The organism is Bacillus sp. RE35, from assembly GCF_052146655.1.
Classification (GTDB): domain Bacteria; phylum Bacillota; class Bacilli; order Bacillales; family Bacillaceae_G; genus Bacillus_A; species Bacillus_A cereus.
In genome coordinates, this window is the sequence record NZ_CP197377.1 from 1,702,532 (window position 1) to 1,724,860 (window position 22,329).

Genomic DNA, 22,329 nt, shown 5'->3' on the forward strand with positions numbered 1-22,329 from the left:
TAAAAGGGCTATTTTTATGTTTTAATAAAAAGAATATACTAAGAGTTCCGTATAAATTATTTATTTTAATGTAGTTAAATGTGCTTGTATATGTGAAATTAGAGAGGGAAGCTGTGTAGAGATGTTTCTACACAGCTTTTTAGGATATGAAAAAATTGCCAAAAATATGTTAAAATAACATTGTCATACAACAAGGGGGATTTGTTTTATGGAAAATGGACATCTTGCTAAAGTAGACTTAACGAAAAAAATTGAATCAAAATCTAAGTACAATAAGAAACTCGAAAAATATCAAAGGCGCTTATTAGCATTACAACAAATTTTGAAAGAAGAAAAAATCGCGGTTATGCTTGTTATGGAAGGATGGGATGCGGCTGGTAAAGGTGGGGCAATTAAGCGGGTGACGGAACATCTTGACCCTCGTGGGTTCCAAGTAGATCCAATTGGAGCGCCTGCACCTCATGAAAAACGTTACCATTATTTGCAACGTTTCTGGCGCAAAATTCCACAGTACGGGCAAATTACTATTTTTGATCGCTCATGGTACGGTCGTGTGTTAGTTGAGCGTGTTGAAGGTTTTGCTACAAAGGAAGAGTGGATGAGAGCATATGATGAGATTAATGATTTTGAAAAACTACTAACAGATGACCATTACATAATGGGGAAGTTCTTCTACCATATAAGTAAAGAGGAACAGTTAAAGAGATTTAAAGATAGAGAGAAAAATCCTTTGAAAAGATGGAAAATTACAGACGAAGATTGGCGTAATCGTGAAAAATGGGATGAATATGTTGAAGCGATGGAAGACATGTTTGAAAAAACAAGTAAGCCAAATGCGAAGTGGCATATTATTGAAAGTAACGATAAATTGTATGCTCGTGTGAAAACGTTAAAAATTATTATTTCATTCATTGAGGATTATTTCTTAGAACATGGTATAGAATTGCCTTCTTATTATTATGAAATGAAAGAGGATATTGAAGTTTTGCAAGATGTAGGTGTGAAAGAGTAAAAAAGAAAATGGCCCTGTGAATTGGTGAAACCAAATTATGGGGCTTTTTTATTTAGAAACATTTTACAATTAACAGAATAAGGTATATAATCAATAATCATATTAACAATGTTAATATGATTATTGATTATATAATGTGTGGGGGTTTTACTTTGAAGGGAAGAGATGTTGTTTTAGGTTTATTAATGGAAAAGGAATTGTCTGGTTACGATATTAAAATTGTGTTTGAAGACGTATTTACTCATTTTTTTGATGGAAGTTTTGGAATGATTTATCCAACGTTACGACAATTGGAGAATGAAGGGAAAATAAAAAAAGAGGTTGTCATGCAAGAGGGGAAACCGAATAAGAAGATGTACTTTATTACAGATGAAGGACGTGAAGAGTTTTATCAATACATGCAGACGCCTGTAGAGAAGGATGTTTTACGTTCGGATTTTTTAATGAGAATGTATTTTGGTAACTATAGTGATGATGTAACAATAAAAAAATGGATTAAAGATGAAATTGAAAGAAAAGAAGCGTACATTGCAGATCTTCGATTGAAATATGAAAAGTGGAGAGTAGGTATTACTTTCGTCGAAGAAATTTCACTAGATGTAGGTATTGCATCTTATAGTGCACAAGTGGAGACTTTGAAGAAAAAATTAGAAGAGTTAGAGGCGAAAGAAAACAATAAAACAGAAGAATGAAAAACGCGTTCACAATAAATAAAGGGGTATATAAAGATGGAGCAATCAAAGGGTATTAAGATTGTCTTTTTAATGTGTCTAGGTATCTTTCTTTGTATGATTGATACGACAATTATGAATATAGCTTTACCGGCAATACAATCGAGTGTAAATACTTCGTTAGAAAAGATGTCTTGGGTATTAAATGTTTATACAATGACGATTGCAGTACTTGCCATTCCGTTAGGGCGGATAGCTGATATCTTTGGAAAAGCAAAGATGTATATTCTGGGTCTGGTGATTTTTGGTGGTGGATCGGTACTTTGCGCTTTTGCTAATACAGGTGATTTTCTTATTTTTTCTCGTTTTATACAAAGTATTGGGGCAGCGATTTTATTTCCAACAAGTATGGTAATTGGTGTATCAGCTATGCCATTAGCTAAGAGGCATGTTGCGCTTGCAATTTTAGGAGTAACACAAGGATTGTCAGCTGCTATGGGACCAGTAATAGGTGGAATTATTACGCAAAATTTAGGATGGAGATGGGTGTTCTTCGTTAATGTTCCGGTTTGTATAATAGGAATCGTGTTATGTTGCATCATGCTACAAATAAAAAATGAAGAACGTATTATCTCAAAAATAGATTGGATAGGACTACTATTAAGTAGCACAGCAATTTTTTCATTTACTCTCATATTAGTAAAAGGTAATACATGGGGATGGCAAAGTAATATTGCTTTGTCTTGTTATGCAATTAGCACTATTTCTCTTATTCTATTTATTTTAGTAGAACGAAAGATTCATAACCCAATGGTGAATTTAAAGTTATTTCAAGATCGAATGTTTGTCGGAGCGTCGATCGTTGTTATATTGAGTAATTTATTTTTAATTGGAGTTACTGTATTGCTTCCAACGTTCTTGACGAAACTACAGGATCGAACGGAAATTGAAGCGGCTTTTTTAGTGACACCTATTTCAGCAATGATATTTTTTGTCTCACCAGTTGCAGCAACTTTAATTAAAAAACTCGGAAAAGTAACTATTATTTTGTCAGGATTTCTTGTTATGGGGCTTTCCTACTATTGGTTGCAAATGATTGATGTTCATTCAACAAATATAGAAATTATTATTCCATGTATGATATTAGGTGTTGGATATGGTTTAGTAGTGGGGCCAATTACAGTTTTAAGTGCGTCTTCGTTTGAAGGAGAATTGTTAACTGCTTCTCAAAGTGTTGTATCAATGTTACGACAAGTTGGAATTGTATTGGCAGTCGCAATATTTGTCTCTAACTTAACTCACAATTTAACTGTAAATAAAGAAAAAGTATATCGTTATGCAGAAGAAAAGGTGCGTACTATTCATGTGAATAGTACTGAGCAAACTGAAATTTTACAAATGACTAAAGAGAAAATAGAGAATCAAAGTTTAGAGTCGAATATAAATAAGAAACAAAATGCAATGACAATGGGATTAAGTAAAGAGAAAAAGGAAGAATTGATTCGCGACAAGACGGATGAAATATTAAGAAAAGTTCCAGTAGAATATAGAGATGTAAAAAGAGAAGAAGTTATGAGGAAAGTGACAAAAGAAGTTGAAAAACAAGAGGAAAGTATAAAGAAAGAGGTACTCACATTTTCAAATGATGTGAATCATTATGCCAAGAATCAGATGGCTATGAGTTTTACAGATTTATATAAAGCAAGTGTGCCAATTATTTTAATTTGTGCTTTCGTAAGTTTGTTGTTTTGGGAAGGGAAAGCTTTGAGTAAAAAGAGAAAGGGAAGGATAGTAGAAGAAGCGTAAAGGAAAACAGGCTGCTATTAGCCTGTTTTCCTTACGTTAGTATGAAAAATCTGGATTTAATTCTTTAAATTTATGACTATAATGCCTTTTATTATTAAAACCAACAAAATCAATTCCGACGCAAGATTCTAAATTTCCGTCTACAATCGTAGAATCCACGAAGCTTAAATGTTTTAATTTTTGTAGTTCTTTAATGAATTGTAGATTTCGTATGTTACCACAACTTGATAAGATGAGAGTTTCTAATTCCGTTAAATAGCGCAAATATTCGTGGTTTTTAAGCTTACTGCAATGGTCGAATTCGATGTGTTTTAAAGTTGAAGCATTGTTTTCAATTTCATCAATATGCTCTAAATTTCTTAAATAATTGAGTTCTAAATGCTTTAATTTAGGTAATGACCTACATCCTTTTAATGAATTAATGTTCCCTTGTGTAATGCTTAGTTTTTCAATTTTTTGTAAAGACATTAATTCTTCAAGGTTCTTTTGTTTCGGTTTGTATTTCCAAATGTACAGTTCTTTTAAGTTAGGACAAGATTCGAAGCCTTTAATGTTTTTATTACACTTTATGTGAAGTTCCTCTAAATTTGTAAAGCTTTCTAGCTCTGTTAAGTTTAGTGGAACTTGTGGTTCTTCTAGTGATAAAGATTTTAAGTTTTTTAATTTATATAGGGCTGAATAATCAGTAATATATATACTACTAATGTGTAAGCTTTCAATTTGCGGGCAGTGTTCAAGAAAATTAATATGGTGCAAACTATACCTAAGGTCATTAATGTAAACATCAGTAAAGTTGTTTGTATTAATGAAGTCTACGTATTCATCCAGTCTGTTTTCATGGATTTGTACTGTGCCATCCATAACTAAAAAGTTTTGTGGTTTCTTTTTGATAGATATTTGTAAAGGATTCATGTATTGAAATATTTCTGTCTTGTTTTCTAAAATAGTTTCAACACTTCTTTTGACAGTTGGAACATTGTCTCTTTGTTTGTAAGCTATTAAGGTTGACTTTATTTCTGACGGATCTGCTAATAAAATTTTTGGATCCATTTCATGTAGTACATCTTCATTTGCAGGTATACAGCTAACCATTGCATCAAGTGCTATTAAACTTAAAGGGTGTCCTTTTGTTAGCCAAGACTTAATTCGTCTCCAAGTTAGTTGTGATACTGCAGCTAATCGCGCCCAATCGTTATGAAATGATACTGCATGTTCCCTCTATCCAATCTAATGTTTCTGAGGATTGAAAAGAATGCAGACAAATGAAGGAAGTGGTCGGAAGCTCACTTTTTAATACTGTTTTTAGCCTTTCTATTACTAAAGGAAAGGCTTCTTCAAATGGTAAACAATAAGCTGCAGCGTGAGAAAGAGGTGCAAGTAAATCTTCATCAAATGCCTTCCACAGTTTTCTTATCCAATCTGAGGCGAATTCTCCTAGTATACATATAACAATTTCAAGTAATCTAGTTTTAATTACACCATTCATTGTGTTTGAAAAGCGGTTTATAACAGCATCTAGTACTTCGTTTTGATCGTACCTATTAAGAGCTTCAATTTCTGCTTCTTGAAGAAACCATCTAGTCATGGTGTAATCAAGTAATTCCTCTAAACTAGAGCGAACTTCTTCTAAAGTGGGCACGGGTGTAAGTTTGTGCTCATTCATCTCTAATTTTGGTTGCTTCGCTTTACCATCTTCTTCATAAAAACTATCATGCAAATAATATTTATAAGGTGAGTGAATCATTACAAGATGGTACCATTCTTTAGGATGTAAAGATAACGAAATAAGACGCTCATGACATTGGTTACATAATTTATAAGGTTGATTTGCTTGATCGGATTCTTCTATTTTATATACTGGATCATGTTTGCAAGCTTCACATAATTCTACTGTTTTTTTCATTGTTTCCTCCTTGCCTATTGTGAATAGTAGTATTTTTAATATAGCATGGGATAAGTCGAGTATGATTAGAAAGTTTTTTAGAATGAAAGGAAGGAATGGAAAATGCCATTGAATATGTAACGTTATACATAGTACATTAACAAGAGGGATTAATTTTAAAAGGAGGATGGGGAATTGCTAGATAAGGCAGGGGCTTTAATAGATAATCATGTGTACACAGAAGAAGAGCAACAAAAACTATACAAACGAACGTTAATAATCGTCAGCATTTCACAAATGTTTGGCGGTGCAGGACTAGCTGCTGGTATTACAGTGGGCGCACTTCTTGCGCAGCAAATGCTTGGAACAGATGCGTTTGCAGGATTACCAACTGCTATGTTTACATTAGGATCGGCATTAGCAGCTTTCATAGTAGGGAAGCTTTCGCAACGATATGGACGCCGGATAGGTCTTGCAACAGGGTTTATAGTAGGTGGATTTGGAGCAATTGGTGTTGTAATGGCAGCTTTAACAAATAGTATTATTCTTTTACTTATTTCTTTACTTATATATGGTGCTGGTACAGCCACGAATCTACAAGCTCGTTATGCAGGTACAGATTTAGCAGATAAGAAGCAGAGAGCAACGGCTGTTAGTATTACGATGGTAATGACGACTTTCGGTGCAGTTGCAGGACCAAATTTAGTAGGGGTAATGGGAAGTTTTGCTCATTCAATTGGAGTTCCTAAACTTGCAGGTCCGTTCATACTATCGGCAGCAGCATTTATACTGGCGGGTCTAGTTCTTTTTGTTATGCTTCGTCCAGATCCTTTGATTATTGCTAACATAATAGAAAGATATAAACAGGAACATACATATAAAGGACAACCAATAACAGAAGAAGCGAAAGAAAATAAACGAGGTATTACAGTTGGAGCAATCGTAATGATACTTACGCAAATCGTGATGGTTGCGATTATGACGATGACGCCAGTTCATATGGGACACCACGGTCACGGTTTAAGTGCAGTAGGACTTGTGATAGGTTTTCATGTAGGTGCAATGTATCTTCCATCTCTCGTTACAGGAATGTTAATTGATAAAATTGGCCGAACTACAATGAGCATAGCTGGTGGAGTGATTTTACTTGCAGCGGGTGTCATAGCTGCGATAGCGCCAAGTGATTCTTTATTATTATTAATCGTTGCTCTGTCTTTACTTGGGCTAGGATGGAACCTCGGATTGATAAGTGGTACAGCACAAATCGTTGATTCCACAACACCGTCTACACGTGCTAAAACACAAGGGAAAATAGATGTTTTTATTGCGCTAGCTGGAGCTTCTGGTGGAGCAATGTCAGGTATGGTAGTAGCGAATTCAAGTTATGCGGCATTGTCATTGGCTGGAGGCGTGTTAGCGTTATTACTTATTCCTGTTGTGATATGGTCTCGAAAAGGGGCAAGAAATTAAATGAAAAAGAGGTTCTAGTTACTGGCTAGAGCCTCTTTTTATACACTTAAATTAAATTCCACTCTACAATAAGCCCTAAATGCGTAAGTCCGCCACCAAATCCGTATAGTAAAAGTGTGTCTCCGTTATTTAATTTCCCTTCTTTTATAGCTAAATTTAAAGCGAGTGGAATGGTGACTGAAGAGGTATTCCCCATATATTCCACGCTCGTTAATGTTTTTTGTATTGGAATTTGAGACTTTTCGCAAATAGATTCGATCATTCGTAAGTTAGCGCTGTGGGGTATGAACCAGTCTATATCATCTACTTGCATATTTACGGTATGTAATAAATTTTTTATGCCTTTTGGTACCGTGCGTGTTGCCCATTTATATACTTCTCTTCCATTTTGAACGATTTTTTCATTTGTTTGCAGTGGTGTGCCATTCATAGTAGTAGATAAGTTTGTTCTATATAGATGAATGCCGCCATCACCGTTTGTTCCCATGTGAGCAGCGATAAAGCTTGGGGTGTTTTCATCTCTTTCTAATAAAATAGCTCCAGCACCATCACCGAATAAAATACAGGTCGTTCTATCGGTATAATCAGTAACTTTAGATAATGTCTCTGTCGCTACGACAAGTACTTTTTCATGTGATCCAGAAGTGATTAAGCTATTACCGACGTGTAGTCCATATGTAAAACCAGCACAAGTTGCATTTAAATCAAAAGCTAGTGTATGAGGTATGTTGAAGTATTGTTGTATTTGGCAAGCAACACTAGGGAAAACGTAATCAGCAGTAGTAGTAGCGACAATGATACAGTCGACATCTTCTAAGTTTTTCTTATATGTTGTACATAAATTTTCAATTGCTTTAATGGCTAAGTTTGAGGAGTATTCTTCGTCGCTAGCGATTCTTCTTTCCTTCATTCCTGTTCTTTGTACAATCCATTCATCATTCGTATGGACCATCTTTTCTAAATCGTTATTAGACAATATTTGATCTGGAACATAAGTACCAATTGCAGTAATACGAGATTTAGAATGCATAGGAACATCTCCTAACTTTTATTTTTATAACCTGATACTAATATTAGGTTATAAAAATGTCAATAAAGATTTTTGTTGTATTAAAACGATAATACTTAACTTACTATGAAGGAATTTGGCGAGTGCTGTAAAAATAATATACGAGAAGTTTCTAAATTTGATAATTGCTTTTGTTATTTTTATTGTGAGAAAAACTCGCAAAAAATGACGATTAAAGTAAAAATATAAAGATTTTCTTTCGTGTGATATAGGTTGTTAAACCTTGTGAAAGCGAATTACTTATGCTACACTTTATGTAACTTAAAATGAACGGAGGGGCTTCCTTTGATCTTAATCAGATTACGTCTCAATACTTTGTGCCAATAATTGAATAGCGCTCAAAGGCTCTGTCTGTGTACAGAGTGAACGGGATTGGTCTGCCTATTTTAAAGGAACCCTTTATTAAGCTTATATGTGAAAAAGAGGGAGGGACGAATACGCCCTCTTTTTGTTTTGCCTTTATAAATAGAATGGGGTTGTATAAGTGAACACTTACTGTGGATACGTATACAATCTTGGGACTTTTTGACTATAAAATAGGATGAAAGCATAGCTTTCTTCTATTTCTTTGGTGAACCCTTATCCGTTTACGAAAACACAGGCAGCGACCTGTGTTTTTTATTTTACGTAATCGAAATGGAGGAATAAATATATGGAAGAAGTATTACAAAGAGCAGTTTTAGTTGGAGTAAATGTAGGTAATGAAGATGATTTTGCATATTCGATGGAAGAGTTAACAAATCTTGCGGAAGCTTGTGATGTAGAGGTAATTGGGCAAGTAACGCAAAATTTACAACGAGTAAATCCATCGCATTATATCGGAAAAGGAAAGATTGAAGAAGTTGCAGCGTATGTACAAGAAATAGATGCGAATATGGTTATCTTTAATGATGAATTATCTCCTTCACAAATTCGAAATTTAGAAGAGGATTTAGATTGTAAGGTAATTGATCGTACCATTTTAATTTTAGATATTTTTGCGCAACGTGCGAAAACGAAAGAAGCACAGCTACAAGTAGAAGTAGCACACCTTCAGTATATGATGCCTCGTTTAATCGGTCTTCGTGAATCGTTAGGGAGACAGAGCGGCGGCGTTGGTACGAAAAATAAAGGTGTCGGTGAAAAGAAGTTAGAGTTAGACCGTCGTAAAATTGAAGAACAAATTTCAGTTTTGAATAAAGATTTAGAAGCGCTCGTTGCCCAGCGTCAAACGCAGCGAAAGCAGCGTAAGAAAAATGAAATACCTGTTGTAGCATTAGTAGGTTATACGAATGCAGGAAAGTCAACGACGATGAATGCAATGCTTGAAATTTATAATGGTACAGAAGAAAAACAAGTATTTGAAAAAGATATGTTATTCGCGACGTTAGAAACATCTGTACGAAATATTGATTTGCCAGATAATAAATCATTTTTATTAACAGATACAGTTGGATTTGTAAGTAAATTACCACATCATCTTGTGAAGGCGTTCCGTTCAACGTTAGAAGAAGTAGCGGAAGCAGACCTACTTATTCACGTTGTAGATTACGCAAATCCAAATTATGAACAATTAATTGATATTACAAATGAAACGTTAAAGAAAATTGGAGTAGAAAATATTCCAACGATCTATGCTTATAATAAATCAGATATGGTAGATGTTGAAATTCCGAAAGTGCAAGAAGATCGCGTTTATTTATCAGCGAAGAAACATGTTGGAATTGAAGAACTTGTAGAAATGATTCGCTCACACATCTATAAAGAATATACGAAGTGTGAAATGTTAATTCCATATGATCAAGGACAGGTAGTTTCGTATTTCAATAATCATGCACACGTTTTATCTACGAGTTACGAAAACGAAGGTACCAAATTACAAATAGAATGTAAGACGAGTGATTACGAGAAGTATAAGCATTTTGCAATTTAATGTAAGAGGCAACCCAGTATGTGATTGGGTTGTCTTTTTTTTTGTACTGTTTTACCGCTGAAAGTTACAAGGATGCAAGCCAATGACGGGAGTTAAGTTATATTTCTGGAAAAAGAAATGAAAGCAGTATAGAATAGAAATGTTTCAAAAGTCAGAATTTATTACACCTACTGTAATAAATATATATTTTGTACAGAAAGGGGAGATTCACATATGCAGGCAGTTTCACACAAAAAAACTGTAGAAACACCGACAATATATCGAATTTTATTTGCGATTAGCTTTGGGCATTTTTTAAATGATTCGATGCAAGCAGTTGTGCCGGCGTTGTTTCCTATTTTGGAAAAAACGATGAATTTATCCTATATGCAAGTAGGGTGGATTGCGTTTGCGTTAAATATGACGTCATCGATTATGCAACCGGTGTTTGGTATGTATTCAGATAAGAAGCCGTCACCATTTTTATTACCACTCGGCATGTTTTCAAGTATGCTTGGAATGATTGGACTCGCGTTTGCACCAAACTTTATTATTGTTATTATTTCTGTTTTATTTATTGGTTTAGGTTCCGCAGTCTTTCATCCAGAAGGCGCTCGTGTTGCGTATATGGCGGCAGGTGCAAAACGAGGGTTAGCGCAAGCGATTTATCAAGTTGGGGGAAACACGGGGAATTCTTTAGCTCCTATTTTTACAGCGCTAATTTTCGTTCCACTCGGTCAAATTGGTTCATTAGGTTTTACAGCATTTGCAGCAGTAGGAATTGCATTATTAATTTTCGTATCGAATTGGTACAAAAATGAATTAGCAACCGGTGCTGTAAGAAGGAAGAAGAGGGCTGCACTTGAGGCGGAAAATGCAATTGTAAGTACACACATTAAATTCGTTATTATACTTCTTGTTTTTCTTACTTTTGTACGCTCTTGGTACGGTGCTGGTATCGGGAATTTCTATCAATTTTACTTAATAGAGCATTACGGTTTATCTATAAAAAATGCCCAGTATTTCGTATTCGCATTTATGATTGCTGGTGTGTTAGGCACTTTCTTCGGAGGACCGTTAGCAGATCGATTTGGTAAGAAAAATATCATCGTATTTTCAATGTTAGGTTCAGCGCCACTTGCACTGTTATTACCACATGTCTCACTTGTGTGGGTCGTACCGTTATTTTTATGTATCGGTTTTATTAGTTCAAGTAGTTTTAGTGTAATTGTTGTATATGCACAAGAGCTTGTGCCTGGAAAAGTGGGAATGGTGTCAGGATTAATCGTAGGTCTTGCATTTGGACTTGGAGCATTAGGTGCTGTAGTTCTTGGGAAATTAGCAGATATATATAGCCTGCAATTTATTATGCTATTATGTAGTTGTCTACCATTAATTGGACTCACTTCATGGTTACTGCCAAGTGATAAGAAAACGATAGAATAGGGGATGCGCTATGAAATTGTGTGAAAACGTTACGGAATTAATAGGAGATACACCTGTCGTCCGATTATCTAAATTTATTCCGGAAGACGCAGCAGATGTGTATGTGAAACTAGAAATGTTTAATCCATCGCGCAGTGTGAAAGACCGTGCTGCTTATAATTTACTTCACGTTGCAGAAGAAAATGGTCTCATCAAACCAGGAGATACAATTATTGAACCGACAAGCGGGAATACAGGGATTGGTTTAGCGATGAATGCAGCAGCTAAAGGGTATAAAGCGATTTTAATTATGCCAGATAATATGTCAAAAGAGCGTATTAATTTATTGAAAGCATACGGAGCAGAAGTAGTTTTAACACCAGCAGAACAAAGAATGCCAGGAGCAATTGCGAAGGCGTTAGAACTGCAAAAACAAATACCTAATAGTTTTATCCCGCAACAATTTGAAAATCCAGCTAATCCGAATATTCACCGTTATACGACTGCACTTGAAATTTACGAACAAATGGATGGAGAGCTTGATGCTTTTGTTGCAACGGCAGGAACAGGCGGAACGATTACAGGGACTGGTGAAACGTTAAAAGAGAAATTGCCAAACTTATATATTGCAGTAGTGGAACCGAAAGGATCTCCCGTTTTATCCGGTGGTGTACCAGGTCCTCATAAACTAGTAGGAACAAGCCCAGGATTTATTCCGAAAAACTTAAATACAGAAGTGTATAACGAAATTATTCAAATTGCAGATGAAGAGGCTTTAACGACAATGAGAAACTTAGCTAGACAAGAAGGATTATTAGTTGGGCCATCTTCTGGAGCATCTGTTTACGCTGCAATCATGATAGCGAAACGCCTAGGCGTTGGTAAAAAAGTTTTATGTATTGCGCCTGATACAGGTGAACGTTATTTAAGCATGGGGTTATTTGAATAAAAAGGATAGAAACACCTTAATAGTGAGTAGCTGCTATTAAGGTGTTTGTTTTATGGAATGAAGAGGGGGAGAAGAACAATGAAACTATTAAAACCAATCCATGAATATAGTGAGCATATTACGGCGTATAGACAAGCGTTTTTACACTCAGGGGAACAACCACATGGAAGTAGTTCTTTACAAAACTTTGATTCTCTTGATGAATGGTTTGAAAAAGTGAGTAAACAAGAACTAGGAGAAAATTTACTAGCTAATCGAGTGCCGTCTAGTCAGTTTTTAAGTTTTGAAAAAGGGGAACTTATAGGTTTTGTGAATATTAGACATAGATTAAATCCAGAATTATTACGGGAAAGCGGTCATATTGGATATAGTGTCCATCCGAATAAACGTCGCCACGGTTACGCTACGAAACAACTACAACTTGCATTAGCTGAAGCGCAAAAATTAGGATTGCAGAAAGTATTAATAACTTGCGATAAATCCAATATCGGTTCTGCTAAAACGATTCAAAAGGTTGGAGGTGTGTTAGAAAATGAAGTAGTTTCTTCTCGTACTGGTGAAGTTATTCAGCGCTATTGGATACAAATATGATTAAGTAGGAATTTGAAAAGGTAATGCAAGCTGTAATATCGAAATAGATAAATGAAATATAGGGGATTACTGCAATTTTAGGGGGAAATGAAATGGGATTAAAAGAGAAAGCGATAGAGATGTCAGAGATTTATAGGAAAAATCCGAAAGTAGAAGCTATTATTTTAGCGGGTTCAGTAGCTAGAAAGCTTGAAGATGAACATTCAGATATAGAATTACATATTTTATGGTCAACACCGCCAGAAGATGAGGATCGTAGGGCCCCTATTCATCATATTGATGGGACAATATTATCGTATCATCCGTATGAGGAAGAAGAATGGTCGGAAACGTATTTAACGAAAGAGGGAATTAAATTAGAGATTAGTAACTTTTTAACAGAGACAGTAGAGAAAGTGATTTCGGATGTGGTGGATCAATATGATATAAGTTATGAAAAACAATGTATTGTATCATCCATTCATGATGGTGTTAGTTTGTATGGAGAAGGGAAAGTGAATGAATTAAAAGAAAAAGTAGCGGCATATTCAGATGAACTAGCAAAACGGATGATTTCAGAAAATCTATGGTTAAGTAATCGTTGGCACAATCGAAAGGCGCTTTTAAAACGGAAAGATTGGCTTATGCTTTATGACGTTATTTGCGAAGTACAAAGGAACATATTCGGTGTTTTATTTGGTTTGAATAAAATGTACGTACATCATCCAGCGTTTAAATGGATGCCTAATAATGTGGAACGAATGACTATTAAACCTGAAAAATTATATGAACGTATGGCGGACACATTAATAGGGAATCCAGAAAAAAGTGTGCAGGAGTTAGAGTTGCTAATAGAAGAAGTGTTGCAACAAGTTCATACATACGCGCCAGGAGTAAATGTGGATGAGCAAGAAAAATCTATTTTTTATTTTGTGAAATAGAAAATAGTAATAAGGGGGAAGTTATGGGGTTTTTTAATAGGTTTTTTAAAAAAGTTGAAAAAGTAAATGAGCAAGAAGCTACTCTTCATGAATTAAGTGAAGAATTGTATGTTGAATCACCGGTAGAGGAAGCGACTAGTTACTGGGTATCAATGGCACAAAATATAATTGTTAATGCTGTAAAAGCGGCTGACAATGATGTGGAACGTGCCTTCGTGTTATTGAATTTGAAGAAAGGTGAGGCTTCATTTGATATTTTTTATCAAATAAATGGGCAATTGTATTTCTGGGATCAGCTAGAAAATGAGACGATAAGAAATAGAATTCAGAACGAGTTGTTACCGCAAGCTCCAGAAGTTTCAAATGCAGTAAATGAGCAATTTCGTGGAGCTGATCACCCTATAATTTCGTTCGCACAATTGCAGTTTGAATGGGAAACGAAAGCCTGGTTCTCACATATAATTTGGGAAGATAGCCTTGCTGCTCAATTGCCCAAAAATCAAATTCTAAATGAATGGTTTCGTGTAATTAAAGAAGAAACGAAAAATAGACCACTGGATAGTGATGCGAAATTTTCTTGGTATCCATCAAACTCTTAAAAAATGAATACAGAGAGACAGGTTATGTTTCTAGATGATTTGTATTATTGAATAAGTATCAATAATACGTAATTCTTTTTCTATTGCCTGTTAGAATTCGTTATGTACTAAGCTACTTGTTTTCTAAACTAAAACTTATATTTCGAATTTTTAAATAGATTGTAATACATAAAAATTCGAAATATAAGTTGACACTATTTTTAATGTGTGATAAAAATGATAGTAATCAATTCGGAAAATAATATTTGGGCAATGAAAGGGTATAGTAGTGAATATCTCCCTATTTCAGAGAGCTGATGGTTGGTGTGAATCAGTATATAGATTATTCATGAAGTTCGTCCTGGAGCATCTTTCATAAATCTCATATTTTGAGGAAATGAAAGACGGTAGTTTATACCGTTATCAAATAAAGTGGTGAAGATTTTTTCACAACTAGGGTGGTACCGCGATATTTATCGTCCCTACGTATTTACGTAGGGACGTTTTTTATTTAGGTCCTAACTTTGGTGTGGCTTCATAACTAGGGTGGTACCGCGATATTTTATCGTCCCTACGTTTTTGCGTAGGGGCGTTTTTATTTAGGTGGTTTCTTAGTGTTCTTCACAACTAGGGTGGTACCGCGATAATTTTGTCGTCCCTACGTATTTACGTAGGGGCGTTTTTTTATTATTAGAGAGGAAGTGAACGTATTAGAAAAGAGTATTGATAGAACAATATAAATACCGAATTGTAACAAAGAAAAAGAGATAGAGAGGAGATTAACAAATGAATTCACAGCAATGGACATCGAAATTAGGTTTCGTATTAGCTGCAGCAGGTTCGGCAATTGGTCTTGGGGCGATTTGGAAATTCCCATATATGGCCGGCATTGGAGGAGGCGGAGCGTTCTTCCTAATTTTCATCGGTTTCACATTATTAATTGGTTTACCGCTATTATTAGCTGAATTTGTTATTGGAAGAAGTACACAAAAAGAGGCTGTCGATGCATATAGAGAGATTGCTCCTAAAACGTTATGGCCTTGGTTAGGTAAATTAGGAATTGTAACATGTTTCATATTACTTTCTTTCTACAGTGTTGTAGGAGGCTGGATTTTATTATATTTATGGAATGCAATTACAGGTAGACTATGGGAAGGAAATGGAGCATACGAAGCTACGTTTGGTGAAATCATTTCCAATCCATATTTAGCAGTTGGATCACAGCTATTATTCATCCTTATTACTATTTTCATCGTAAGTAAAGGTGTACAAAATGGTGTTGAAAAAGTAAATAAATATTTCATGCCAGCACTATTCGTTTTATTCTTTGTATTAATCGTTCGTGCACTTACGTTAGATGGTGCTGGAGAAGGCGTTCGTTTCTTCTTACAACCTGATTTCTCACATGTAACATCAGAAGTCATTTTATACGCAATGGGGCAATCGTTCTTCTCATTATCTGTTGGGGTAGCCGTTATGGTAACGTATAGCTCATACTTACCGAAAGAAGAAAGCTTACCACGTTCAGCATTTTCTATCGTAGCCTTAACTCTTGTTATTACATTACTTGCAGGACTTGCAATTTTCCCAGTTGTGTTCGCATTTGGGATGGAACCATCTCAAGGACCAGGACTATTATTTATCGTATTGCCAGCTATTTTCAGTAAAATGGCATTCGGAAAATTATTCTTCATCGTTTTCTTATTACTATTCTTCTTCGCTACGATTACATCAGCAATTTCGATGTTAGAAATTAGTGTTGCATCGTTAACATCAAAAGGTAAAGGGAAACGTGAAAAAATGGCCTTAATCGTAGGGTTATTAATCTTCGTTGTTGGGGTACCATCAGCATTATCATTCGGTATATTAAGTGATCTGAAGATTTTCGGGAAGACAGTCTTTGATTTAGCGGACTATGCAGTAAGTAACGTATTAATGCCACTTGGTGTATTATTAGTTTCTATCTTTGTTCCTTTAAAAATGAAGAAAGATGTATTAATGAAAGAGCTAGGTGTAAGTAAAAATAAAGGTTATAAACTATTCGTATTATGGTTATTCTTACTTCGTTATATCGCACCAATTGCGATTATTATCGTATTCTTAAATGTACTTGGCATCATATAAAAAGAAAGGTAGCGTATCATACAAAGATACGCTACCTTTTTATTTTGCTCTTTTTTGCAATTCATTTACTGTTACGAACTGATAGCCCTTCTTAGATAAAGAATCTAAAATACCTTCAATCGTTTGTAAATTTTCATTAGACTCATCATACATAGAGTGCAGTAAAATGATAGAACCTGGTTTTACATTTTTATTAACGTATTTAATTTTATCAGCCGCAGATTTATAAAAAGTATCGGGCTCAAGATCCCATGTGATTGTTTCGATATTGTTTTTATTTAAATAATATGGCAGCCCTATTAACTTCTTACCGTTAGGGGGCCTAAAATCAATTTCGTCTGTAAATCCTGTTTGGCGGATTAATGAATTCGTTTTTTCTATTTCATCTTTAATAAAAGAAGGTGTTTTGAAAACCATTCTATTATGAGAATATGTATGGTTTCCAAGTTGGTGTCCAGATTGCGCGATAGCTTCTCCTAACGATAAATTTTGCTCTAATTCATTTCCAATTAAAAAGAAAGTAGCTTTAGCGTTGTATTTATCTAGTAGCGGTAATATTTGTTTTACATTGTTAGTAGGGCCATCATCAAAAGTTAAAGCAATCACTTTTTCATTTGTTTCTACGCGTTGTGTTAAATCTCCAAATAATTGAAAGCTTCTTGCGTTCATCAATTTGTATGTTCCGAATAATGCCGTGATAATAAAGAATAGTGTAACGATTGTAATGATAATTTTTTTCTTCATAATGTAACCTCACAATGATTTTTAATTCAGTTAAAAAGTATTATATCAAACTAAGTAATTTCGTGCTTTAAGAAGGGTGTGGATGCAAGGAGAAGGAATTTATCATATAATAAAATGCAAAAGGTATATTAGGAGGTGTTTATATGGCGATTATAATTCAATTGCCAGACACTGCAACGCCTCATGCAAAGCCAAGTATGGAAATGGCGATACTTTGCGTGAGGTAGACAAGTAATATACAATCGCCTATATGAGCTCGTATCATTTTTTATATTTGGCTTTGCACCTTATTGAAATGAACCATAAAAAATAAGGGGCGAGCAGAAATGAAATACGTAAAAGCTAATGCTGTTTTACCAGAGAGTTTAATTACTGAAATTCAAAAGTATATACAAGGTGAAACAATTTACATTCCGAAACAAGAAACGAAACATTATAAATGGGGTACACGATCTGGCGGAAGAAAACAACTAGATGAAAGAAATAAAGCAATTAAAGAAGCGTTTAAAAGTGGGATTGCTATTCATCAACTTGCAGAAGAATATTTTCTTTCTGGGGAAACGATTAAAAAGATTGTGTATTCTAAATAAGAGGAAAAGAGTCTGATTCATATATTACTTTGAATCAGACTCTTTTTGTTTTATGTGTATTGGATATATGAGGTGTGAACGGGCATGATAATAGAAAAAATGTGCCGTTTTTTTACTAAATGGTATACAGAGCACTTGAAAAGTAGAAAGGTGAACATATATGAATCATATTGGACAAATAACGATAGAGCTTTTAGTTGGTTTTTTTGTTCTATTAATTGCTACAAAAATATTAGGGAAAACACAAATATCTCAGCTAACGCCATTTGATTTTATTTCTGCAATCGTCCTAGGTGAGCTCGTTGGAAATTCAATATATGATCCTAAAATTAAAGTATGGTCTATTTTATATTCAGTATTTGTTTGGGTAATTTTAATTTATACTATAGAAGTGATAACACAAAAAGTAAGAGGAACAAGAAGGTTTTTTGAAGGGTATCCTTCAATTATTATTCGTAACGGAAAGATTGATCGTGAACAATTAAGCGTAAATCATTTGGATATAAACCAATTACAACAAATGCTTAGGCAACAAAAAGATATATTTTCAATCCGAGAAGTTGAATATATGATATTGGAACCGAACGGAAACATAAGCGTTCTGAAAAAAAGTAAATACGAATCTCCTACTATAAATGATTTAAGTTTAAAACATAAGCCTGTATACTTACCAATTTCATTAATTAGTGATGGAAAAGTAGTTAAGGATAATTTGAGGGAAGCGGGATTTGATGAAGGATGGCTTTATAAACAAATAAAGCAAAAAGGAATTACTAAATTTGAAGACGTATTATATGCGGAATGGAAAACAGATGATGGCTTCTTTTGTCAGGAAATGCAGCGGTAGAGAATAAGTGATATATGTAATGTTTGTTTCTAAGTTATCTTTTACATATCAAAAAATGTAATCATTGTATACAATAAAACTAGATCAACAATTTGTATGGAGTGATAAAGATGGAAGCGTTTATTAGAAGTGATCAATATAATTTTATAAAATCACAAGCTTATATTTTAGCAAACGGGCATGCAACGGCAAATGATAGAGGTGTAATTCAAGCGTTAAAATCGCTTGCTATTGAAAAGATAATACATGTATTTGAGAATTTAACGGATGAACAGAAAGAGTTAATTGATACGGTATTAACAGTTCAAAATAGAGAAGATGCAGAATCATTTTTAATGAAAATAAATCCGTATGTAATTCCGTTTCAAGAAGTTACAGCACAAACATTAAAAAAATTATTTCCTAAAGCGAAAAAGTTAAAACTTCCTGATATGGAAGAAATGGATATGAAAGAAATATCTTATTTAAGCTGGATTGATAAGGGGTCAAGCAGGAAATTTATTATAGCGAAAAATGATAAAAATAAATTTGTTGGTCTGCAAGGAACGTTCCAAAGTTTAAATAAAAAAAGCATTTGTTCGTTATGTCATGGACATGAAGAAGTAGGAATGTTTTTAGTTGAAATTAAAGGCGATGTACCAGGAACTTTCGTTAAAAAGGGAAACTACATTTGCAAAGATGGTGTAGCTTGCAATCAGAATATGAAGTCACTTGATAAATTACATGATTTTATTGAGCGATTGAAGAAATAACGAGAAAACCTCTAGTATTTAAACTGGAGGTTTTTATTTTTTGAAGAAGTAAAATAAGCTTTCTTTGTAAATGTAGATTTATAATGAAATTTGATAAAAATATCTATTATGATACAGTTGCTTATATGCAAGGAGGTAAAACATGGATTACCTTTTATCGAAAGAAAAAGTGAAGCGATGGCCCAAAGATATGATAGCGGCGGGGCGTTGTCATACAGTTGGCCTGAAATCGGATGGCACGGTAGTAGCGGTGGGCCGGAATAAAGAAGGGGAATGTAATGTAAGTGGCTGGCGAGATATTGAAGCAGTCGCAGTGGGCAATGTTCATATGGCAACGAACACGGGTAATGCTCATACAATCGGTCTTACATGTGACAGTACTGCGGTAGCACTGGGTTGGAATAAGCATGAACAATGTGATGTAAACGATTGGCATAATATTGTAGCGGTTGCGGCAGGGTGGCGTCGTACTATTGGCCTGAAATCGGATGGCACGGTAGTAGCGGTGGGCCGAAATAAAGAAGGAGAATGCAATGTAAGCAGTTGGCAAGGTATTGTGGCAGTCACAGCGGGTGACTGGCATACAGTCGGTCTTAAATTGGACGGCACATTGACGACTGTGGGGAATAATCGATATGGTCAATGCAATGTAAGTAGCTGGCGAGGTATTGTAGCGGTCAAGGCTGGGTATCTTCATACTGTTGGTCTTAAACGAGACGGTACGGTGACAGCAGTGGGAAATGATAAACATAACCAGTGTGATGTAAGTGGCTGGCGAGATATTGTAGCAATAGCGGCTGGTACGAATCATACAATCGGACTTAAATCAAACGGTACCGTGGTCGCAGTGGGTTGGAATGAGTATGGCCAATGTAACGTAAGTGATTGGAGAGATATTGTAGCGATAGCGGCTGGTTGTGCACATACAGTCGGACTAAAATCAGACGGCACGGTGATCGCGGTAGGTAATAATGAATTTGGCCAATGCGATGTAGGTAGCTGGCGCGACATTCGGTTACCTGGCAAATAGTCAATTTACAATAAATCATTAGTAATATTATTCTATTTTAGGAGTAATTATGGAATAGGATATGTAGAAAATAATTAAACTTAAATCTGCTGAATAAGAATCTCTTTTGAAAAGGGATTCTTATTATTTTTCATAAAATGAGGGTGTAAATGGAATTTTTGAACAAATTTTATTTCAAAATTACAGTAGAAGATATAAATTAAAAAGTATAGAGGAGATAAAGGAATGCTTAAAAGGTTTTTACTTTCTTTACCGGATGTTTTACTTATATGTATCGTTCTCTACATAATGTACACAAATTCTTTTAGTTTTGGACAGATGCTAGTAATTTCCATTGCAATCGGAATTATTGGTGGTCTTGCTATTAGAATTTGTAAGGATGTATTCACGTATATAAGATGGACAATTAAACAAAGAAAAAATTGAATATGTTTAATAGTTATTAGGAGGGAATGAAATGACTAAGAAAAAGAATAGAGTGAAAAACGAGATAGTACTTTGGTCACTAACAGCAATTGTTCTGTTAATTGTATGGTACTTTTATCAAAAATAAAAACGCAACGTACTAAAAAAGCACGATGCGTTTTTATTATTTTTTTTGCCAATTTTCTTTTATAAAGTCTTCACGCCCAGATTCTTTTTGCTCAGTAGCATATTTCTCTGGATTCTTTTTATAGAAATGTTGGTGGTATTCCTCTGCTTCGTAAAAAGGTGCAGCAGGACGAATTTCAGTCACGATTGGATCTTTAAACATACCGCTTTCTGCAAGAGCTTGTTTTGATTTTTCAGCAAGCCCTTTTTGTGTTTCGTTATGATAAAAAATAGCGGTACGATAAGATGGACCACGGTCAAAAAATTGTCCGCCATCATCAGTTGGATCGATTTGTGGCCAATATAAGTCTAGTAATTTCTGATAAGGAAAAATAGAAGGATCGAATGTAATTTGAACAACTTCTAAATGTCCAGATGTTCCAGCTTTTACTTGTTCATATGTTGGGTTTTCTACATGACCTCCTGCATAGCCAGAAAGTACTTTATGAATACCAGGAAGTTCATCAAATGGTTTTACCATGCACCAAAAGCAACCGCCTGCGAAGGTTGCGAGTTCGTATGTTTTTTCGGACATTGCTGTAATCCTCCTAAATGTATATGTTTTATATAGTATTATATAAATTGTTTTATTGCGCAATAAAAAAGATTTGAAAATATATGTTTTTTACAAACAAGATCCTCCGCTCACATCAATTAATTGTCCAGTAACCCAGCGGCTGTCTGGAGAAGCAAGGAATGCAGCAGTATCGGCAATGTCTTCTACTTCACCTAAGCGATTGAAAGCGGAAATAGTAGTAGCGTACTGCTTCATCATCGGGTCGCTCAAGAGTTCTGCATTCATATCTGTTTTAATAAATCCTGGAAGTATTGCATTCACCGTTATTCCTCGTGCTCCAAGCTGTTTTGCTAGCGTAAAAGTCATTGTATTAATAGCGCCTTTCGTCATACTATATGCAACAAAATCAGGTAAAGAAATGCGGGTGGCAGCGGATGAAATATTAATAATTCGGCTATTGTCACGTAAACGTGGTAGTGCTAGTTGAATGATAAAGAATGGAGCTTTTGCATTTACTGAAACCATTCTATCAAAAAACTGTTCAGTCGTTTCTTCAATAAAAGCACCAGGACCAATGCCAGCATTGTTTATTAAAATATCAAATTGTGTTTCACCAGTGCGCTTTTGTAATTCAGTATCTAAAGCGTTATAAAGGTTTTCTACACCGTGTAAGGATTCTAGATTTGCGCCGATAGAAAAAGCTTGGCCACCATCTGATCGAATTTCATGAACAGTTTCTTCAGCGTCATCTTTTCGACTACCGTAATGAACAGCAACCAATGCACCGTCATTTGCTAAACGTTTAGCGATCGCTCGTCCAATTCCTCGGCTTGCTCCTGTAACTAACGCTACTTTCCCTTTTAACATAGT

At 34.9% G+C, this 22,329-nt stretch carries 20 protein-coding genes, 1 pseudogene and 1 other annotated feature; of the genes and pseudogenes, 16 read left to right on the forward strand and 5 right to left on the reverse strand.

Translation table 11 applies throughout. The annotated features are described in order from the left end of the window. Positions 1–208 precede the first annotated feature (208 nt). The 3 genes from ACTL4X_RS08955 (at position 209) to ACTL4X_RS08965 (ending at position 3,489) form a co-directional block, all read left to right on the forward strand. Positions 209–1,012, forward strand: coding sequence for a polyphosphate kinase 2 family protein (locus tag ACTL4X_RS08955; protein ID WP_000427315.1), 804 nt, complete (start codon positions 209–211; stop codon positions 1,010–1,012). Between the two features lie 152 nt (positions 1,013–1,164). Next, positions 1,165–1,704, forward strand: coding sequence for a PadR family transcriptional regulator (locus ACTL4X_RS08960; RefSeq protein WP_000678333.1), 540 nt, complete (start codon positions 1,165–1,167; stop codon positions 1,702–1,704). A 36-nt stretch (positions 1,705–1,740) separates the two neighbouring features. After that, positions 1,741–3,489 (forward strand): MFS transporter, encoded by a 1,749-nt coding sequence (locus ACTL4X_RS08965; protein WP_000438110.1) that lies wholly within the window; start codon positions 1,741–1,743, stop codon positions 3,487–3,489. A gap of 36 nt (positions 3,490–3,525) precedes the next feature. Here the strand turns inward: ACTL4X_RS08965 and ACTL4X_RS08970 are convergent. Next, positions 3,526–5,392, reverse strand: a pseudogene (locus ACTL4X_RS08970) (hypothetical protein). Between the two features lie 174 nt (positions 5,393–5,566). Between ACTL4X_RS08970 and ACTL4X_RS08975 the strand changes: the two are divergent. Next, entirely contained in the window at positions 5,567–6,841 is a 1,275-nt protein-coding gene (locus tag ACTL4X_RS08975) for an MFS transporter (RefSeq protein ID WP_000884513.1), read from the forward strand. Between the two features lie 46 nt (positions 6,842–6,887). On the opposite strand, the gene ACTL4X_RS08980 is transcribed toward ACTL4X_RS08975, so the two are convergent. Next, positions 6,888–7,871 carry a ketoacyl-ACP synthase III gene (locus tag ACTL4X_RS08980; RefSeq protein ID WP_000555752.1) on the reverse strand — a complete coding sequence of 328 codons (984 nt, stop codon included), beginning with the start codon at positions 7,869–7,871 and terminating at the stop codon, positions 6,888–6,890. A 691-nt stretch (positions 7,872–8,562) separates the two neighbouring features. Here ACTL4X_RS08980 and hflX point away from each other — a divergent pair. The 7 genes from hflX to ACTL4X_RS09015 all read left to right on the forward strand — a co-directional run bounded on the left by hflX (position 8,563) and on the right by ACTL4X_RS09015 (position 16,388). Beyond that, positions 8,563–9,822: a GTPase HflX gene (hflX, locus tag ACTL4X_RS08985; RefSeq protein ID WP_000393283.1), complete on the forward strand. Its 1,260-nt coding sequence runs from the start codon at positions 8,563–8,565 to the stop codon at positions 9,820–9,822. A 213-nt stretch (positions 9,823–10,035) separates the two neighbouring features. Further along, complete coding sequence (locus tag ACTL4X_RS08990) at positions 10,036–11,247, forward strand: MFS transporter (RefSeq protein WP_001149398.1); 1,212 nt, start codon at positions 10,036–10,038, stop codon at positions 11,245–11,247. Between the two features lie 10 nt (positions 11,248–11,257). After that, entirely contained in the window at positions 11,258–12,175 is a 918-nt protein-coding gene (cysK, locus tag ACTL4X_RS08995) for a cysteine synthase A (protein WP_000762273.1), read from the forward strand. A 78-nt stretch (positions 12,176–12,253) separates the two neighbouring features. Then, the gene (locus ACTL4X_RS09000; protein WP_000771271.1) at positions 12,254–12,766 is read left to right on the forward strand and encodes a GNAT family N-acetyltransferase; all 513 of its coding nucleotides are present in this window, start codon (positions 12,254–12,256) and stop codon (positions 12,764–12,766) included. A gap of 92 nt (positions 12,767–12,858) precedes the next feature. After that, entirely contained in the window at positions 12,859–13,686 is an 828-nt protein-coding gene (locus tag ACTL4X_RS09005) for a DUF4037 domain-containing protein (protein ID WP_000523174.1), read from the forward strand. Positions 13,687–13,709: 23 nt separating this feature from the next. Next, positions 13,710–14,285 (forward strand): hypothetical protein, encoded by a 576-nt coding sequence (locus ACTL4X_RS09010; RefSeq protein WP_000505543.1) that lies wholly within the window; start codon positions 13,710–13,712, stop codon positions 14,283–14,285. 243 nt (positions 14,286–14,528) lie between these two features. After that, positions 14,529–14,751 (forward strand) — a binding site (T-box leader). 299 nt (positions 14,752–15,050) lie between these two features. Further along, the gene (locus ACTL4X_RS09015) at positions 15,051–16,388 is read left to right on the forward strand and encodes a sodium-dependent transporter (RefSeq protein WP_001088187.1); all 1,338 of its coding nucleotides are present in this window, start codon (positions 15,051–15,053) and stop codon (positions 16,386–16,388) included. A gap of 39 nt (positions 16,389–16,427) precedes the next feature. On the opposite strand, the gene ACTL4X_RS09020 is transcribed toward ACTL4X_RS09015, so the two are convergent. After that, positions 16,428–17,132 carry a polysaccharide deacetylase family protein gene (locus ACTL4X_RS09020; protein ID WP_000726858.1) on the reverse strand — a complete coding sequence of 235 codons (705 nt, stop codon included), beginning with the start codon at positions 17,130–17,132 and terminating at the stop codon, positions 16,428–16,430. 326 nt (positions 17,133–17,458) lie between these two features. Between ACTL4X_RS09020 and ACTL4X_RS09025 the strand changes: the two genes are divergently transcribed. From ACTL4X_RS09025 to ACTL4X_RS09045, 5 genes are all read left to right on the forward strand, one after another. Continuing rightward, positions 17,459–17,722, forward strand: a complete 264-nt coding sequence (locus ACTL4X_RS09025) for a CD3324 family protein (RefSeq protein ID WP_000878325.1) — start codon at positions 17,459–17,461, stop codon at positions 17,720–17,722. 160 nt (positions 17,723–17,882) lie between these two features. Further along, entirely contained in the window at positions 17,883–18,569 is a 687-nt protein-coding gene (locus ACTL4X_RS09030) for a DUF421 domain-containing protein (RefSeq protein WP_001015543.1), read from the forward strand. A gap of 110 nt (positions 18,570–18,679) precedes the next feature. After that, a complete protein-coding gene (locus tag ACTL4X_RS09035) occupies positions 18,680–19,321 on the forward strand; it encodes a FusB/FusC family EF-G-binding protein (protein ID WP_000387072.1) in 642 nt (213 codons plus the stop codon). Positions 19,322–19,463: 142 nt separating this feature from the next. Then, positions 19,464–20,351 carry an RCC1 domain-containing protein gene (locus ACTL4X_RS09040; protein ID WP_000385090.1) on the forward strand — a complete coding sequence of 296 codons (888 nt, stop codon included), beginning with the start codon at positions 19,464–19,466 and terminating at the stop codon, positions 20,349–20,351. 225 nt (positions 20,352–20,576) lie between these two features. Beyond that, the gene (locus tag ACTL4X_RS09045) at positions 20,577–20,777 is read left to right on the forward strand and encodes a hypothetical protein (protein ID WP_000919314.1); all 201 of its coding nucleotides are present in this window, start codon (positions 20,577–20,579) and stop codon (positions 20,775–20,777) included. Between the two features lie 163 nt (positions 20,778–20,940). Here ACTL4X_RS09045 and msrA read toward each other — a convergent pair whose 3' ends face one another. Continuing rightward, the gene (gene msrA, locus ACTL4X_RS09050) at positions 20,941–21,477 is read right to left on the reverse strand and encodes a peptide-methionine (S)-S-oxide reductase MsrA (protein ID WP_001291883.1); all 537 of its coding nucleotides are present in this window, start codon (positions 21,475–21,477) and stop codon (positions 20,941–20,943) included. A 90-nt stretch (positions 21,478–21,567) separates the two neighbouring features. Next, positions 21,568–22,326 carry an SDR family oxidoreductase gene (locus ACTL4X_RS09055; RefSeq protein ID WP_000911822.1) on the reverse strand — a complete coding sequence of 253 codons (759 nt, stop codon included), beginning with the start codon at positions 22,324–22,326 and terminating at the stop codon, positions 21,568–21,570. Positions 22,327–22,329 lie beyond the last annotated feature (3 nt).